Raw genomic sequence first — 16,323 nt, 5'->3', positions numbered from 1 at the left:
GAGATTGACGTACTCCATCGGCCTGCGCCCCCGCTCCTGGCTTCCTGCTGGCCGATGAATCATCGCACAGACTCACCAAATGAGATGACGTCTAAGGCGACTGCAGGGGCCGCGTCATGAGCCGGACCTGCCGCTCAGCCAGGCAGGTGCACCATAGGCACATGAGTGGACGGTGAAGCGTGACACGGCTATGAGTGGAGTGTGCGCCTGTCTCTACGCTGCAAGTCGAAGCCGACGGTGTTCATCGAACCTGCTTCCTGTTGCCCGATCCCCAGTGCACACAGGTGTTGTCGGCGGTCTTTGAAAGCTGACCCGGTACTCGCCGATATCAACCCAGCTTTCTCCCGTCATTGTGTCTGTCTGGAATCCGGGCCCGCATCTCAGGCGTACACGGGCAGCGCTGTCTCAGGGTCCTGTCGCCCACGCAAGGGATCGGCCCTTCCCAGTGGACAGTTGCAGACTCGTCCTCCGGATCCCATCGTTTGCCCCCGCTCTGCCCGGCGGGACTCCAAGCATGGTGTCCTGTGCGCCTCGTACCACTGCTAGGCCGTGTTTTAGGAAGCGCGGGCGGCCAGCCATTTGGTGAGGTCGCCAGCGATGTGGCCGACGGCGGTCTCGGTGCTGACCTCGTGTTCGCGGCGGTTGGTGTCGCGCCGTACAACCTCGTAGCCGCCCTCGTCCAGCACGGCAACGGAGGCGAACCAGACGGGTTCGTCCTCGTCGGGCTGGATGACGACGAAGGTGTTGTCCGTGTCGTTCAGGTCGCTGATGAGCATGAACAGGGAGTCCTCGGACGGGTCGTCGACGTGGTCGCCGTTCTCGCTGTCAGCGCAGTAGTACTCAGCGGCCACAGGCCCTCCCTGTCCGTGCTGCTCGAATCCGTTGGTCAGCATGGCACGGCGGGCCGGGCCCGCCTGCGGTTCACAGCCACTGATGGATCGCCGCAACGTGAACGGCCGCCTCGAAACGAACCGCGAGCTTGTCATAGCGCGTGGCCACCGCGCGGTGCTGCTTGAGGCGGCTGATCCCGCATTCGACGGCGTGACGGGCCTTGTAGTCCTGAGGGTCGAAGGCGGGCGGGCGGCCGCCTGCCCGGCCACGACGCTTGCGGTTGCGGATCTGGTCGGCCGGCTCCGGGATCGTGCACCTGATCCCGCGCTTGCGCAGATAGGCACGGTTCGCTCGAGAGGAGTACGCCTTGTCGCCCCGCACCCGCAGCGGGCGGTTCCTCGGCCGACCGATACCGCTTCTGGGCACCCGGATTGCGTTCAGGACGGACTCGAACTGCGGACTGTCACCCCGCTGTCCGGCGGTGACCAGCAGCGATAACGGCTTCTGGCCCTGCTCACACGCCAGATGGATCTTCGTGGTGAACCCGCCCCGCGACCTTCCCAGTCCGTGGTCGTCCGGCTCGGTGGTGACCCCGCCGGGCGGCTCCTTCTGCCCGGCGCCGTCCCGGCGGGCGCCAGCCGCGTGCTGGTGGGCCCGGCAGACCGTGGAGTCGACGTTCACATCCCAGGTGATCAGCCCGGCCGTATCAGCCCGGGCCTGCAACAACGTCAGCAGCCGAGCCCATACTCCTTGCCGCTGCCAGCGCCTGAACAGGCCGTACACGGTCTGCCAGGGCCCGTACTCAACTGGCAGATCACGCCACGGGACCCCGGTCCGAACCCGCCACCGCACGCCGTCCACCAGCCGCCGCCAGCCCTGCGACCTGCGACTCACACCCGCGGCAGGAAGCAACGACTCCAGCACCAACCACTGCTCATCAGAAAGATCCCCACGTCCCACACCATGATCATCACAGCACGAGACGTGGACCATAACCCCGACCTAAAACACGGCCTAGCGCGGCTCCCACAACCCATGCATCACGGCGGGGATGCGCCGCCGTCGCATCGCTCGTGCAATCTGGCGAACGGCGTTCGCAGAGCACGATGCAACCAAGCCCAGTCGCGTCAGGGCCACCATCTGACGGGAACCTGCTTGACGGCAGACATCTCGAAGAGAAGCTCGACACCATCACCCATGAACCACTCGCCCGTGTCCGTCACCGTGCTCCATAGGGAGGCCCACTCCGAACGCTTCAGCACAGAGCGCCCTACAAACCGGACACGCTCCCGGCCCTGCGGACTCAATGAGCAGCCACGGTATTCGCCGTCCACGACGAGAGACCTCGTCGTGCCCTTGACACTCAGACTTCCCGCGAGGCGGCAGAGGTTCGTACCCAGGGCCTCCGCGGAGGAGGACCAGAACGAGATGATCGGGTACTGCTCGGCAGCGAGGAAGGGGGCGCTGCACATGTGCGCGTTCCTGTCCTTGGAGCCGGTGTCAATGCTCGACGACGTCACGTACACCGCGAGTGTTGTTCTTTCGGGCCGCTCGCTGTCGAGGAAGAGTGTGCCCGCGAACTGTCGGAACGCCCCGCGAGCACTGGTGGCCGTTCGGCTTTGGGAACAGAAAGTGACATTGCTGTACACCGGGTCGATCACGTAGGTCGCGGTGTCCGCTGGGAGTGACGGGACAAGCAACTCGCCGCCGCGTCCGCTAGTCATACCGACCTCCATCTACCTTGTCCCCCGGGGGCTCGTTTGTGGTTAGCGGCACGGCGCTCCCTAGCCTTACCAGCGGGCCTGGGAGGACAAGTACGTTGACGTACGTTGACGGGACCCCGTGCAGGTAATGGTGGAGTGGTCGACACCGGACAACAGCTCCAGCGCCGAGTGCAGCTCGATCAGGGTGGTCACCAGTCGGTGGACGAAGGACAGTTGGTGGCTGGCGCTCGGCCCGCTTCTGTGATCCCGCCTCGCGCAGCCTGGCAGCGGCTTTCGATGCCAGCCCGCTCCACACAGCCGCCTGCATGGTCGCCCGGTTCTTGGACGGCGGCCATCGAGCCGCCTGGGTGGCCGGCGACGAGGTCTACGGCGGCAACCCGAAACTGCGGACCACGCTGGAGGAACGTGGCATCGGCTACGTCCTTGCTGTGGCCTGCACGCACGAAGTCACCACTGGTGTTGCGAGGTTCCGCGCGGATGCCCTGGCCAGAAAGATACCCACTCGGGCCTGGCAGAAGTTGTCGGCAGGGACGGGGGCCAGGGGGCACCGATTCTACGACTGGGCCGCTATCGACCTCGCCGATCCCCACGCCGGAAGCCGGCAGTTGCTGATCCGCCGCAATCGCGGCACTGGCGAACTCGCCTACTACCGCTGCTACTCGCCCACCCCGGTGCCGCTGACCGAACTGGTAAATACGGGTTACTGGATCAGGGTGGCGGGTGGAGGAATTCTTTCAGGCCGGAATGGGTTTGGCTGCCCTGGATGAGCACCAGGTGCGCCGCTACGTTTCCTGGTCGCGCTGGGTCACCCCTGCCATGCTCGGGCATGCCTTCCTGGCTATCGTCCGCGCCCACGAACACTTCTACCACCCCGACGGCCTGATACAGCTGACCTGCAACGGGATCCAACACTTGTAAATCACTCTCGTGGTCCGCACCGTCCATGACGCCGACCATCTGCTCGGGTGGTCCGACTGGCGACGCCGCCATCAGGCCCGATCCCAGACCAGCCACTACCGGCGACAAGCTACTCAAGCGTGAAGATCACCATTTACAGCTGGAGTACAAGGTGCCCGCCACAGTCGAGGTGATCCTGGAACACGTCACGATCATCTCGATGTCCACCACAAACGACATCAGCAACCGGGTCGAGTTCGACGAGATCGAGACGGAGCGGGGTCACGTACCGAAGTCGGACAAGACAATGAGGTCTGACGAGGCAAGGTACAAGAGGCGGCCCTGTCGGAGAGATGGGACTGCTCTTCTGCCTGTGTTTATAGGTGTCTAACGGCGAGAACAACAGGGCCTTGCAGCGGACATATCCTTGCAGACTTTCCGGCTCACTCTTCCGGGTGTTCGGTAAGTCCCGGCCACTCGTACGGGCCCCCTCCTTGCCACTCGATGAAGCCACTTTCCTCGACTTCGATCCGATCGAGGTCAGCAAGCCGGAGGATCTCGATGACATCATCCAGATGGGAGGCAACTCCCAAGATCACGTCATCCTCGGTAACCCGGCGGGAGCCGTCCAGCGCCGGGCTATGCACCACGATGTGCAGAAACTGGGGCGATGACTGCGTCATGACCAACCTCGCTGTTTCAGTGGGGTACGGCGGTAATACAAATGCGCCTTCCGGCTTGGGACGATGAACCTCGTTGCAGAGTTCGGTCGGTCAGCTGAGGCACTTTCTATATGGAGGAGGTGTTCGTCGGTGACGATGGTGCAGGGTGGTTGATTATGCCGGGCGCGGTTGCCGGCGGATCTACCTCATTCCATCGGGGCGCTCCCGCATGCACTCAGCCGCTCTCAGGCCGCTTCGGCCGCACGGGGGAAACGATCCGGAGGGCGGATCATGCCATTTGGTCCCGTAGCGACCGTGCAACGGACGGAAAGGAGCGGCGGTGCGTTGCGGACCGTAGTACCACACCGGCCCACAACGCACCGCCGCTGAGCAACCGAGCTCAGTGCTCGATGCTGTGATTGACCTCTTCCTGGTTGCGCTGCACTTCTTCCCTGGTCGGTTTGGCGACCTGTGCTGACGGCCCGAAATAGCCGTGTGACAGGCGCGTCCTGAGCCGCTCGCGACGGGAGAGCTTGTGCGGTATGCCGTTGGCGTCCTCGGCTGGCCCGGGGTCGATGGGCTGGTACTGCTCGTGGGCGGTCAGCGTGTGCAGCTGCGCCGGAGAGAGAGACTGGTGCACCTCGACGTACTCGCCCTGCGGCAAGCGACGGATGATGCCTGTCTCCCTTCCATGAAGGACCTTCTCCTTGTCGCGGTTCTGGAGACCGAGGCAGATGCGTTTGGTGATGAGGAAGGCGGCTACAGGGACGACGAACAGTGCAACGCGGATGAACCAGGTGACGGTGTTGATGGAGAGATGGAAGCGCGTGGCGAAGAGGTCATTACCGCCGGCGATGAGGAGGAGGAAGTAAACGCTCAGCCAAGCGACACCGAGGCCAGTACGCACCGGACGGTTGCGCGGCCTGTCGAGGAGATGGTGCTCTCGTTTGTCGCCGGTGATCCAGCCTTCGAAGAAGGGGTAGAGGCCGATGGCCAGCAAGATAACCGGAAACACCATCAAGGGGATCAGCACGCCGAGGACGAGAGTGTGACCCGCCACGTTGATTTCCCACCCTGGCATGATGCGGATGAGACCTTCAGAGAAGCCCATGTACCAGTCTGGTTGGGCATTCGTGGAAACCTGGTCGGGGCGATAGGGGCCGTAGGTCCACACGGGGTTGATGGAGGCAATGGCCGAGATGACGGCAATCACTGAGGCGACGAGGAAGAAGAAGCCCGTGGTCTTGGCAAGATAGACGGGCAGGAAGGGCATGCCTACGACGTTGTTGTTGGTCTTGCCAGAGCCGGTCCACTGGGTGTGCTTGTGGTAGACGAGCAGGATCATGTGGAGAACGATCAGCGCAGCGATGATGCCGGGGAACAGCAGGATGTGTACTGAGTAGAACCGCGGGACGAGTTCGGTGCCAGGGAACTCTCCGCCAAAGAGGAACATGGCCAGATAGGTGCCGATAATCGGCATGGAAAGGATAGCGCCTTCCACGAAGCGCAGTCCGGTGCCAGAGAGCAGGTCGTCGGGAAGGGAGTAGCCGACGAATCCTTCGAACATGCCTAGGACCAGCATGGTCCAGCCGAACACCCAGTTCACTTCGCGGGGCTTGCGGAAGGATCCCGTGAAGAAGTGGCGCATCATGTGGACGAGCATGCCCGCGACGAAGATGAGGGCGGCCCAGTGGTGCATCTGGCGGATGAGCAAGCCACCGCGCACGTCGAAGGAGATGTCAAGGGTGGAGGCAAAGGCCTCCGACATGGGAACGCCGTTGAGCGGCTCGTAACTGCCGTGGTAAACGACCTCGTTCATCGACGGATGGAAGAAGAAGGTCAGGTAGATCCCGGTCAGGACCAACACGACGAAGCTCCACAGACACACTTCACCCAGCATGAACGACCAGTGGTCTGGAAAGATCTTCCGCATGTTGGCCTTGGCTATGGTGTACAGGCCAAGCCGGGCGTCCACCCAGTCCGCTACTCGCTCTCCCCGGGGTGACTCACGTTGGTCTTTGGCGGTGGTGATCGTCACCTTGGCTCTTCTCTCCGGACTGCGTGATCGGTTCTTGGTTGGACAGTGCTGTAGCTAGGACGACGCAGCCCTTGAGAATGTGAGGTGACCAATGTCACACGACGGCCCCCAACGGTAGTGATGCCGCCTGAACAACCCTTTGAACTGCGGTTCAGCCGGACATATGTGACTCCCGGACAGCTGCTACGGACAGGCCCTCACATGCCGGTGACACGATCCGGTCAGCAATCGGGAGTTACAACGCCCGCTTCAGCGGCTGGCCACTGGGACGTTCGCGTAAGCCGACACAACAGTGCGGACCTGGCCGGCACAGAGCGAAGGCGCTGACGAACACGTTGCCTGCATAGAGATCGCCTGCCGGAGCTCCGTTGACTTCGACGACGAGCATTTGCGATGAACTCTGCGAGTTGGGCGCAAGCCCAGGCGTGGAGTGCGACCTGTTGGGGCTTGTGGGAGCCGTACCCTTTGCCGGATGCCGCCCAAGTCTTCCAGGGCGGTTCAGGCCGAGGTGCGTTCGGCCTGGGTCACGATCGTCTTCGCGATGATGTGGTTGCTGTGGGCGACATAGCGTTGCTCGCGCCGGTTACGCTTCTTCAGTAGCTGCTTGGCGGACTTGGTGCCCACGCTCTGGAGTTTCTTGCGTGGATCACCGTGGCGTTTGCGGCGCCGCTCAGGTTGCGCACGCCGGCCTAGTAGCCGGTGGACGTTGTGACGATTCCGAGGCCGCCGCCGATGAACCCGCCAGACCCGGTCTGCTTCTCCTTGAGACCTCGCAGGTAGCGATCAGGTCGACCACACCTTCCCGTTCCACCAGGTCCGACTCGCCCTACCTGTGCTTACGTAGCATCTCAAGGCCGTCAGCCGAGCAGGCGAACCGCACATCCCGGATGCGTCCAGCGGTGCTCCAGATCGACGCCGTCTGCACGTCGTACTGCCAAGTTCCGCCGCGGCCCGTTCACCGACGAGGTCCTTCGATACCGGAACGGACATCTCGGCTACGCCAGGCATGTAGTTTCTGCGGGTGCATCATCACCCACAGACGGTCGATGAGTCCCGCATTGTCGAGGTTGAAGGACATGACAAGGACGGTCACCCCGTTGATCCGGGCGACAATGCCCGGCTGCCCGCTTACCTGCTCTTCCCTGAAACTGGTACCGGGTTCCTTGCGGAGGACGCCCTTCAGAAACCGAGCAATCCTGGCGGCGCCAACGATCGGTCTCACAGCGGTGCGGACCCTGCCACCGCCGTCGGATCGGGCGACTGCGTTGGCGTCCAGCAAGCCGATCAACGCCTCCAAGTTACCCGTCTCGCATGCGTACTTGAACGCCGATACGACGTACTTGTGTTGTGCGCTCACCGTGCCGCGCGGTTCAGCGGTTCGGACGCGACGACGGGCGGACGCGGCGAGCTGGCGACACGCCGAGGGAGTGCGGCCAACGGTGTCCGCAATCTCGTTGAACGGAACGCCGAAAATGTCATGCAGGATAAAAGAAACACGCTCTGCCGGCGTCACGGTGTCCAGAATCACCAGGACTCCCATGGTCACTGACTCGTCCAAACTCACCTGGTCTGCCGGGTCAGTGCCCGCGTAAGCAGGTCGGACCATGTCCCACGACGTATCGGGTAGGGGTTCCGGCAGCCACTCCCCCACATACCGCTCGCGTCGCACTCGCGCCGAGGAGAGCTGGTCGAGACAGATCCTGCTGGCTACACGTACAAGCCACCCCATCGGTGATTTGATGCTGCGCTGAACCTCCTCGGATAGCGCATACCAGCGTATGTACGTCTCCTGCACGACATCCTCGGCGTCATAGGACGATCCGAGCATTCGAAACGCGAGATTCAGCAAGACCCGGCGCTCGTTGTAAATTGTCGCCAGCGAATCTTCGTCAGCCTCGGGGAACAGTTCATCGTTCATGCCGTCGTCCCCGAAGAACGACCGACTTATGTGCTCCATATCCGAGCCGTGGACTACAACGCTCGTCGGCGGCGTGTACGCGCGGGTCGTCACCTTTCCTGCGGAACCACTAATTTCGTCGCGTGCGCTGACGATCAGTTCCGCGGCCTCATCGTCATGCTGGTACTCCGATTCCACCGTGGTCGAGCTCATCGCGACCTTGCCGCCAGTCAGCTGATAGACCAGGGCCCCGATGCGGTCCGCACCGAGCGACGCGTCGTAAGTCTCCATGTCCGCGTCCTTCGCCCCATGGATGTCGAGGTCTGTGCACTTGTCCCTGTCCATGCCATGACAGCGTCCGAGAACACGTGATTCTTACTCGCAAGAATCATTGAAGCGCGGGTGCTGACGATCCAGAACCGTGGTTGATAAGCCAGCACACCCTGCACCCGCTGTGTCACGGTCCTGAACGCGGCACCTGGCCCAGACCAACATGACCACCGCGTCGCCTTCGCGAGCGTGGTCCAGCGGAAGTGACTCATCTCGTCGAAGCTCACTAAGTGGGCTGACATAAATGCGAGTTGAGCCATTTGGGAGGAATTTCGCTGATCGTCGTGGACGAGGTCGGCTACATCCCCTTCGAACCTGAGCCTGCGAACCTCTTCTTCCAGTTCAGTCTGATCTTGCAAGGAACCCCGGGTCTTCAGACTTGGGGTTCCTTGCAAGATCAGACTGAACTCAACTTGCCGTCCCTCGGGTCAGCGGAGCTTTTTCGTCCATTGGCTGGTGTGCGGACTTTTGCGTTTCGGAGGTCACTTTTTATCCATCTGCGCTGCACACTATTGAGCTGTCATCGGCACAGAAGGGATGCTGCCGAAGATGCACGCCATGAACCTGTGCCTGCCTTCTTAACCTTGCAGCTCAGGCAGGCGTGAGTTGACGCCGCACTCACAGAGATCTCAGTTCTGGTACTCGACTTCCCGAGGCGTGTCAGGAAAGGACTTGCACAAGCGCGGAGAGCGCCCGATGCCATGCCGTGTCAGAGGGGACCCCGTATCCAACGACGAGGCCATCGGTCATAGGACTTGAGGACCGTTCGTGGCGGTATCGAGACAGGCCAACCATTTTGAGACCCTGCCGGGCTGTCGACTGAAGAACCTGCTGCTCGGTCCCTGGTGGCAGTCCGAGTACCGTGTGCAGGCCGGCTGCTGTCCCGATGACGCGCACCTTTGGGACGTGCTGCGCCAGCGCTGCGACGAGAGCATCTCGTCGATCTCGGTAGCGCCGACGGGTAGCACGTACGTGATGGCCGTAGCCGCCGGAGATAATGAATTCCGCCATCGTTAGCTGGCTGACAGCCTCGCACGAGTCGATCTACCCCTTGGTCGCCGCGGCTTGCTCAGCGAGCACGGGAGGCACCGCCATCCAGGCCAACCGCAGGCCCGGAGCAAGGGTGATGCTGGCGGTGCCCAGGTAGACCACGCAGTTTGGGTCGAGTCCTTGGAGCGCTCCGACAGACTGGCGGTCGAACCGGAACTCACCGTCGTAGTCATCCTCCAGGATCAACCCGCCGGTCCTTCTGGCCCAGTCCACAACGGCCGTCCGGCGATCGCGCTGCAGCGTCGTGCCGACAGGGAACTGATGAGCCGGTGTGAGTAGGACTGCATCTGTGTCGACGGGTGGCACCGGGTCGGTCCCATGGGTATCCAGAGGAAGCGGGAGAGTCTGCAGCCCCGCGGCCGCCAGTAGTTCCCAATACCTTTCTAGGCCGTAGGATTCGACGGCGATATTCTTCGCCCCCCGGTCGGCCAGGACTTTGCTCAGGATTTGCAGGCCGTGGGAGATGCCGGCGCAGATTAGTACGTTCTCCGGACTCGCGTATACGCCACGGGCTCGAGCGAGATGGTCTGCGAGGGCAGCCCGTAGCTCCGGCCGGCCACGAGGATCGCCGTAGCCGAACACGTCGTCGGGGCTGCAACGAGGGCGCGGCGTGTGGCCTTCAGCCAGGCTGCACGAGGAAAAGTGGAAAGGTCGGGGCTACCTGGGATCAGGTCGTGGCGAGGGTCGCAGGATGGCTCGGCGGCCGAGCCCGCCGAGATCGGCTGAGTGATCATCCTGTCCGGCATAAGTGTGCCCGAGCCTCTACGAGCCGTCAGCCATCCCTCCGCGACGAGGTCGGCATAGGCGTCGGCCACGGTGTTGCGGGCAAGGCCGAGATCGGCGGCGAGTTGACGGGAGGAGGGCAGTCGTGTTCCTGGCGCCAGCTGGCCGGTGCGGACAGCTTCGCGCAAGACTTCGGTCAGTGCACGGCGTACACCTCGTCCAGCTCGTATCAAATCAGGAGCAATGCGCGAAGTAGCCCAGAATTCCGACATGGGCGAACAGTACTGGTGAACCGCGAAGGGTGTAACCGGGCTGACCACTCGTTGAGCGAGAAAAACCGCATTGGAAGACACGTACGAAGTGCCTCAACGAGGCCGGACCGACCGGCCGAAGCAGGTAGTGGGCCTCAGCGCATGCGCGCCAGCGGTGAGTGGAGATGGTTGCCCACGGATCCGGGGACATTCCTCCGTCCGAGTGTGAATTTCGCTACATCACAGACTGCATGTCTACGTCGTCAAGTAAGTGACGCCCTGTGCAGTCACTCCCGGCTCGGTGACAGCCCCAGCTCCGTGACGGCGGATGACCGTGCCACCTCGGTTGTCCTAAAAGGTGACACTGAGGGTGTCCTGTGAGCCGGAAGAAGGAGCTTCATGGACAGCCCATCACAGCAGCAGCGCATCGTGGTCGGGGTCAGCGGATCACTTAACAGCCTCGTCGCACTACAGAGGGCCGGCACCGAAGCCCGGCTCACCGGACGCCGTCTCCTGGCGGTCCTGGTCTGGCGCCATTGCGACACGGATCCACCTCCCGAGACCAACCGATCACCCCTCAAGGGCACCAGAACCGCAGCCATGCGTCTGCTAAAAAACATACTCAACGACGTCTTCGCTGCCACCCATGACACCGTCCCCATCAGTGGACTCGTGATCTCCGGCTCCGCCGGCCGCACCCTCGTCCAGATCGCCAACAGGGAAACCGACCTGCTGGTCATCGGCGGGAGACATCACAGCAAACTCAGCCGCTGGCGATCCCCTGTCGCCCACTATTGCCTCACCCACGCTAGCTGCCCTGTCCTCACCGTCCCTCCGCCCCCGCTTCAGCTCGACCTTGAAGCCCTCACCCGTAAGAAGCGGCTCCTGGGCGCGACAGCCGACGACCCACTTCACACACTCCACCAACTCCCATTGCAACGCCCCGCCTACACCGACACCGACCAGTGACAGACGAAGGGACACCGCTATGACCAACCCAACCGAGCCAGACCACTCCGCCTTCGAACACAACGAGGAGGCCGGACACCCCGACGCGAAAGGCACCCTTAGCCAGGACCAGGTCGTCCTCATCGACGAGGTTGTCGCTGGTCCCGACGCTCCCGCGTTTGACTTCGCTGTCGTCGACAACAAGGAAACCAGCGTCTACGAGGGCATCGTCGACGACCATGAGGTCGCTGGTCTGGCCTACAACGTCGCCGGTGACAGTCGGCTCGTGTTGCTGGCCGTCTCGGTGGTCCCCGAGTTCCGCAAACAAGGCATTGGCACCGAGCTGATCAGACGCGCCCTCGACGACGTACGCGCGCAAGGGAAGACGGTCACCATCGTGTGCCCGATCGTGCTCACCTTCATCGAGAGCAACCCGATGTATGCCGACCTCATCGATGTCAAACACCCGGGAATAAGCAAGAGCCGCACACGTTCGTCTTGAGCCCGCCTATCAACTCCCCCATCAGAAAGTGTGACCATGACGATCAATCTCGAGGCTGAGGCATCCTCCCGGGAAGAGAACAACGCTGCACTCATCGCTGCTCTGGACGAGGTACCTCTGAACGAGGTGGAGTCCAGCTGGAACCTCGATGTGCTCAACGACGCGGAGCACGGTCGCTGGGTCGCTGCCCTCGGTGATGAAGCGATCGGAGAGCTCTCATACCGCTTCGTGGGCGGTCGCGTTGTGCTGCTGACGACCTGGGTCGACCCCGCCTACCGCAAACATCGAGTGGCCACGGAACTCGTCTCCCGCGTGCTGGACGAGATCCGCGAGAGCGGGAAGAAGATCACCATCATCTGCCCGGTGGTGGGCGAGTTCATCCGCCGTAACCCCGCGTACGCCGATCTCATCGACAAAGTCCATCCCGGCGCCGGCGCCTACCCCAAGCGCGAGCCCGAGGATGGCGGTCAAGACGAGGAACTCGCCGCGGTCGAGCACGACCTGACGTAGCCGTCTGGGGTTCAGACGTCGTTGCCTGTCCCGGCTTCCGAAGCGCGGGACTTTTCTACTGCCGCACGGCCAGGTAGTGCCGGAGCGTGATTCGCTCTAGACCGACCCGGCGACTTGTCGGCTCACCATCCTTGGCTGCACCGCCCTTCCGGCGTCGTACCACGTTGACCGGCGGGGCTGCGGCGGGAGGGCGACGCAGAACGGGCAAGATCGCCACGCTGTTGGTAAGACGGCGCCAAGGATGGACGCCAATCGAGAGCCGCCTGTTGCGCAATTGGGCCCAGGTTGGGCCAGCCTAGCTCTGCCCGGCGTTCGCTCCCTTGGGTAGAGACACGACCCAGGGCCCTCAGGAGTTCCGGCAGCAGCGGTTCCGAGCGATAGAAAGGCGCGGCGCGATGCAAAACCTGGTACCAGCGATCAACCGGACACGCCAGGGCAGAACGCTCCGGCTGGCGTTCTTGTCCGCGGTGGTCTCTCTGGTGGCCTCGTTTGCTGCGTCGGCCTCACCGATCCCCCTGTTCAACACCTACCGAGCTGAGGACGGTTTCACTAACGCCGGCATCTCCCTGGCCGTCGTCAGCAACTCCGTCGGCACTATCGCCGGCCTGTTGGTGCTCGGACGGCTGTCCAATCATCTAGGCCGACGGCTCGCCGCGATCGCCAGCCTCGGCCTGCTCCTGCTGGGCTGTCTGCTGCTGCTGAACGTGCACGACATCGGCACTCTGCTGGCCAGTCGGCTCCTGATGGGCGTCGGTACGGGGTTGGCCAGTAGCAGTCTCACCTCCTACATCGTCGACGCCGCGCCCGCCAGGCCGGCATGGCTGGCCTCCGTCGCTTCCAGCCAGGGACCCATGCTCGGACTCACGCTCGGCGCCATCGCCTCCGGTGCCCTCGTCCAGTTCGGCCCTTGGCCACGCCACCTCATATACCTGGTGTGCGCCGGTCTCCTCGTACTGTCTGCAGCGCTGATCTCTATCAGCCCGGAAACCACGAAGCCGACGCCGGGCGCTTGGCGATCGCTGGTACCCCGCGTCCGCGTACCGGCCCGAGTCAGGCATCTACTCCCTGTCGCGGCCCTGGTATTCGTGGCTACATGGGCGACCGGGGCTTTTTATCAAGCCTTCATGCCCGCGTTGGTCGAAGATCAACTCCATACTCGCAGCCCGCTCATCCTCGGTCTGGTGTTCGCCGCTTACATGGCTTCCAGCGTTCTCGGCGCGCCCCTAGGCGGCCGGTTCACATCCGCAGCCGCCCAACGCATCGGGATGCTCATCTTCCTGACCGGATGGATCGGCATCATCGCAGCGATCGCCACCGGCACGCTCGTGTTGTTCATCGCCACAACCATCGTCGCCGGCGCCGGTCAAGGCATCGCCATCAGTGCTGCGACTCGCGGCCTGCTGCACGACAGCACTCTGGCCGACCGGGCACCGATCTTCAGCGTGATCTACCTCCTCTGCTACAGCGGCGCTGCCTTCCCCAGTCTCATCTCAGGGGAACTCTCGAACACCTTCTCGCTGCCGAAGATCTCGCTCGGATACGGCGGACTTGCCCTCGTCGCCACAGTGTTCGCTGTCGTCGCAGCACGCAACCCACATACCAAAGCCACCGAAGAAGAACCCGCGTGCTGAGTAAGCCTGACGAACCTCACCGTCGTCCAAACCTCACCCGACCCTGAACACGTCGCCGACCGCGCTCGTCGACGTACATCGATCGTCGCGCAAATCGGCGCAATGGGAGGCAGACATGCCGGAATACCGAAAGAGCCCTGAGCGCATCTCACAGCTCACGGACCAGCAATACCGCGTGACCCAGCGGGACGAGACCGAGCCCGCGTTCGCCAACGCCTACTGGGACAACAAGGCTCCTGGGATCTATGTGGACATCGTGTCCGGGGAGCCCCTGTTCGCCTCCACCGACAAGTACGACAGCAGGACCGGGTGGCCTAGTTTTACGCAGCCGCTGAATCCCGACTACGTCGTTGCGATTCCCGACTCCAGCCACGGCATGGTGCGTGTCGAAGTTCGGTCAGCCGGGGGGGACAGCCACCTCGGGCACCTGTTCCCTGACGGGCCCAGCGACCGGGGTGGGATGAGGTACTGCATCAACTCCGCGTCCCTACGCTTCATCCCCGCAGGGGACCTCGAGCAGGAGGGTTACGGCCAATACCTGCACTTGTTTGAGGCGCTGGAGGGGGACACGGCAGAATCCTGACGAGCGGTCTGCCGGCTACAGGACCGCAGCCTGGACCGTCCTCTGCCCCGCTTGCGCCATGCTTCCCCTTCCCCTCCCGTGTCAGCTGGACGGGCAGCTTCGCCCAACTCTCCGGCAAGAGGCTCAATCGTCTGAGGCACGCTGACGGCATTCGTGGAAGCAGAAGCGCGAGGCGGTGGCCGTGCCAGCGTTGTGTACCGACTGTGCGGCAGCGTTGCCATTGGCTCTGAATGCCCTTCGTGTAAGGCAGACGTTCCCCACCGCGTGCGGCTGCACGCATCCGACCGGGCTAGCTCCGTGGAATCCACGGGGCGTAACACGAGGACCACACAATGATCAGCAACCTTGACGGTGCGTCCACCGAAGACGGCGCCCCTGTGCCACCCGAGCAGATCTCGGCCGCTGTCACCGCTGGCGACTTCGTCTACAGCGACGGCGCAACACAGTCCTTCGACCCGGACGGCACCACTCGCTACGTGGAAGGCGGACGTCACACGGAGGGCACGTGGTCCGTCGACGAGAACGGCCGCTTCTGCTCGTTCTGGCCGCCGTCCTTCCGCGCCTCGTACGACCTCCAATGGATGGCGGACGCGGGAAGGGTCATCGGCCTCCGATTCTCGGACGTCAGGAGCGGGACTATTTTCGAAGGACGCTACCGATAACCGCCGGACCTAGCAGAGCCAGCGCTTGGGAGGAGGCCGGCGACAGCCGTCGGCATGCTGACTCGTACCGCTCGCCCCGGCCCCCGGCCGGTTCGCGCGGTAGCGAGGTGTGCTCGTCGCATGTTCGTGCGACAGCTGCCGCGGCCTCGTCGGCTCCGGCCTCCTCCGTGCGGTTTAGGGCGGCCCGGGTAGTTTGCTCACCAGTTTGGTGCGAGGTTCGGGCTGTGGACGCCCCTTCAAACACCCGACGCTGCCGGCCTCAGCTGGCGTGGCCTTTGCGGGGCTGGCCTGTTCACGCTTCGCGGGGCGACCTGGACGGCCTGCCTGCCACGACCTGGCGAGTCCCGGATGCGCCGGGAGATCCACGGCGAGCTTGGGGTCATGGAGAACGGAAACTCGCCGTACTGCGCTGCAGCACGGCCGGCGCTCCAACTGGTCCGGACAAGGAACCGCGTCGAGACGTGGAGCCGTCGGCAGGCGCTACCGCTGAAGGTGGCGGCCTTTTCGTCAGCTGCCGACAGGGTATCGGCTGGTGATCGCGACGCGGTTGAAAGCGTTCATCACGGTTGCCAGCCAAGCAATTGCCGAGACCTGGTCTGCGGTGAGTACGGCCACTGCAGCGTTGTAGTCCTCGTCGTTGACGTGTCCGTCCTGCACACGCGTGATTGCCTCGGTTAGGCGGAGGGCGGCGCGGTCGGTCTCGGAGAAGTAGCTGGTCTCCAGCCAACTGGGCAGCACGGCGATCCGGTCGGCGTTTTCACCTTTCCTGAGGGCGTCGCGTGTGTGCATGCGCAGGCAGAACGCGCAGCCGTTGATTTGGGAGGCGCGGATCCTCAGTAGCTCGACCAGGAGCGGGTCGAGGCCCGCTGCCGCGGTGGCCCTTTCCACCTCCTCGGACAGGGCGATAAGGGTCTTGTAGGCAGCTGGGTGTTGCTTGCCGATGTTGACGCGGCAGGTGTCGGGCATGGTTCCTTCAATTCTTTCGTGTGGTGTGCCCTGTACCTTTCGAGCACGTCCTAGTAGACGACGGTGCGCTCAGGCAGGGTCAGGGTGCGGGCGGAGCGCTGCCGCCCGCTGTGTAGCC

The 16,323-nt window shown here is 63.4% G+C and carries 15 protein-coding genes and 2 pseudogenes; 8 read left to right on the top strand and 9 right to left on the bottom strand.

Going from position 1 to position 16,323, the window contains the following annotated elements:
* Window positions 1-554: 554 nt before the first annotated feature.
* The 3 genes from ADL25_RS35440 to ADL25_RS35430 all read right to left on the bottom strand — a co-directional run bounded on the left by ADL25_RS35440 (window position 555) and on the right by ADL25_RS35430 (window position 2,555).
* Window positions 555-893 carry a hypothetical protein gene (locus ADL25_RS35440; RefSeq protein ID WP_059132009.1) on the bottom strand — a complete coding sequence of 113 codons (339 nt, stop codon included), beginning with the start codon at window positions 891-893 and terminating at the stop codon, window positions 555-557.
* Window positions 894-921: 28 nt separating this feature from the next.
* Window positions 922-1,791 (bottom strand): IS5 family transposase, encoded by an 870-nt coding sequence (locus tag ADL25_RS35435; RefSeq protein WP_059132008.1) that lies wholly within the window; start codon window positions 1,789-1,791, stop codon window positions 922-924.
* 167 nt (window positions 1,792-1,958) lie between these two features.
* Window positions 1,959-2,555, bottom strand: a complete 597-nt coding sequence (locus ADL25_RS35430) for a YceI family protein (protein ID WP_063805800.1) — start codon at window positions 2,553-2,555, stop codon at window positions 1,959-1,961.
* Window positions 2,556-2,851: 296 nt separating this feature from the next.
* On the opposite strand from ADL25_RS35430, the pseudogene ADL25_RS35425 reads away from it, so the two are divergent.
* Window positions 2,852-3,596, top strand: a pseudogene (locus tag ADL25_RS35425) (IS701 family transposase); the annotation flags it as partial.
* Window positions 3,499-3,843, top strand: coding sequence for a hypothetical protein (locus tag ADL25_RS50010; protein ID WP_199839266.1), 345 nt, complete (start codon window positions 3,499-3,501; stop codon window positions 3,841-3,843). The pseudogene ADL25_RS35425 and the gene ADL25_RS50010, both read left to right, overlap by 98 nt.
* A gap of 52 nt (window positions 3,844-3,895) precedes the next feature.
* Here the strand turns inward: ADL25_RS50010 and ADL25_RS35415 are convergent, their stop codons facing one another.
* From ADL25_RS35415 to ADL25_RS35400, 5 genes and pseudogenes are all read right to left on the bottom strand, one after another.
* Window positions 3,896-4,135, bottom strand: coding sequence for a hypothetical protein (locus ADL25_RS35415; RefSeq protein WP_059132005.1), 240 nt, complete (start codon window positions 4,133-4,135; stop codon window positions 3,896-3,898).
* Window positions 4,136-4,514: 379 nt separating this feature from the next.
* Entirely contained in the window at window positions 4,515-6,146 is a 1,632-nt protein-coding gene (locus ADL25_RS35410; RefSeq protein ID WP_059132013.1) for a cytochrome b, read from the bottom strand.
* Window positions 6,147-6,650: 504 nt separating this feature from the next.
* Window positions 6,651-6,776, bottom strand: coding sequence for a hypothetical protein (locus ADL25_RS51675; RefSeq protein ID WP_267889295.1), 126 nt, complete (start codon window positions 6,774-6,776; stop codon window positions 6,651-6,653).
* A gap of 331 nt (window positions 6,777-7,107) precedes the next feature.
* Window positions 7,108-8,340, bottom strand: coding sequence for an RNA polymerase sigma factor SigJ (sigJ, locus tag ADL25_RS35405; protein WP_324614092.1), 1,233 nt, complete (start codon window positions 8,338-8,340; stop codon window positions 7,108-7,110).
* A gap of 699 nt (window positions 8,341-9,039) precedes the next feature.
* Window positions 9,040-10,424: pseudogene (locus ADL25_RS35400) on the bottom strand (PLP-dependent aminotransferase family protein).
* 378 nt (window positions 10,425-10,802) lie between these two features.
* Between ADL25_RS35400 and ADL25_RS46970 the strand changes: the two are divergent.
* The 6 genes from ADL25_RS46970 to ADL25_RS35370 all read left to right on the top strand — a co-directional run bounded on the left by ADL25_RS46970 (window position 10,803) and on the right by ADL25_RS35370 (window position 15,239).
* Window positions 10,803-11,372 (top strand): universal stress protein, encoded by a 570-nt coding sequence (locus tag ADL25_RS46970; protein ID WP_079050788.1) that lies wholly within the window; start codon window positions 10,803-10,805, stop codon window positions 11,370-11,372.
* Window positions 11,373-11,391: 19 nt separating this feature from the next.
* Window positions 11,392-11,853, top strand: a complete 462-nt coding sequence (locus tag ADL25_RS46965; RefSeq protein WP_059132003.1) for a GNAT family N-acetyltransferase — start codon at window positions 11,392-11,394, stop codon at window positions 11,851-11,853.
* Between the two features lie 36 nt (window positions 11,854-11,889).
* A complete protein-coding gene (locus ADL25_RS35385) occupies window positions 11,890-12,363 on the top strand; it encodes a GNAT family N-acetyltransferase (RefSeq protein ID WP_059132011.1) in 474 nt (157 codons plus the stop codon).
* A gap of 395 nt (window positions 12,364-12,758) precedes the next feature.
* A complete protein-coding gene (locus ADL25_RS35380) occupies window positions 12,759-13,994 on the top strand; it encodes an MFS transporter (RefSeq protein WP_059132002.1) in 1,236 nt (411 codons plus the stop codon).
* A gap of 115 nt (window positions 13,995-14,109) precedes the next feature.
* A complete protein-coding gene (gene msrB, locus ADL25_RS35375) occupies window positions 14,110-14,577 on the top strand; it encodes a peptide-methionine (R)-S-oxide reductase MsrB (RefSeq protein WP_059132001.1) in 468 nt (155 codons plus the stop codon).
* A 332-nt stretch (window positions 14,578-14,909) separates the two neighbouring features.
* Window positions 14,910-15,239 (top strand): hypothetical protein, encoded by a 330-nt coding sequence (locus ADL25_RS35370; protein WP_059132000.1) that lies wholly within the window; start codon window positions 14,910-14,912, stop codon window positions 15,237-15,239.
* A 507-nt stretch (window positions 15,240-15,746) separates the two neighbouring features.
* Here ADL25_RS35370 and ADL25_RS35365 read toward each other — a convergent pair.
* On the bottom strand, window positions 15,747-16,205 hold the full coding sequence (locus ADL25_RS35365; protein WP_059131999.1) for a carboxymuconolactone decarboxylase family protein: 459 nt from the start codon (window positions 16,203-16,205) through the stop codon (window positions 15,747-15,749).
* Window positions 16,206-16,323 lie beyond the last annotated feature (118 nt).

The organism is Streptomyces sp. NRRL F-5122, assembly GCF_001507435.1.
GTDB lineage: Bacteria > Actinomycetota > Actinomycetes > Streptomycetales > Streptomycetaceae > Streptomyces > Streptomyces lannensis.
Note: the sequence above shows the minus strand (reverse complement) of the source record. Positions and strands in the feature narration are given on the sequence as shown.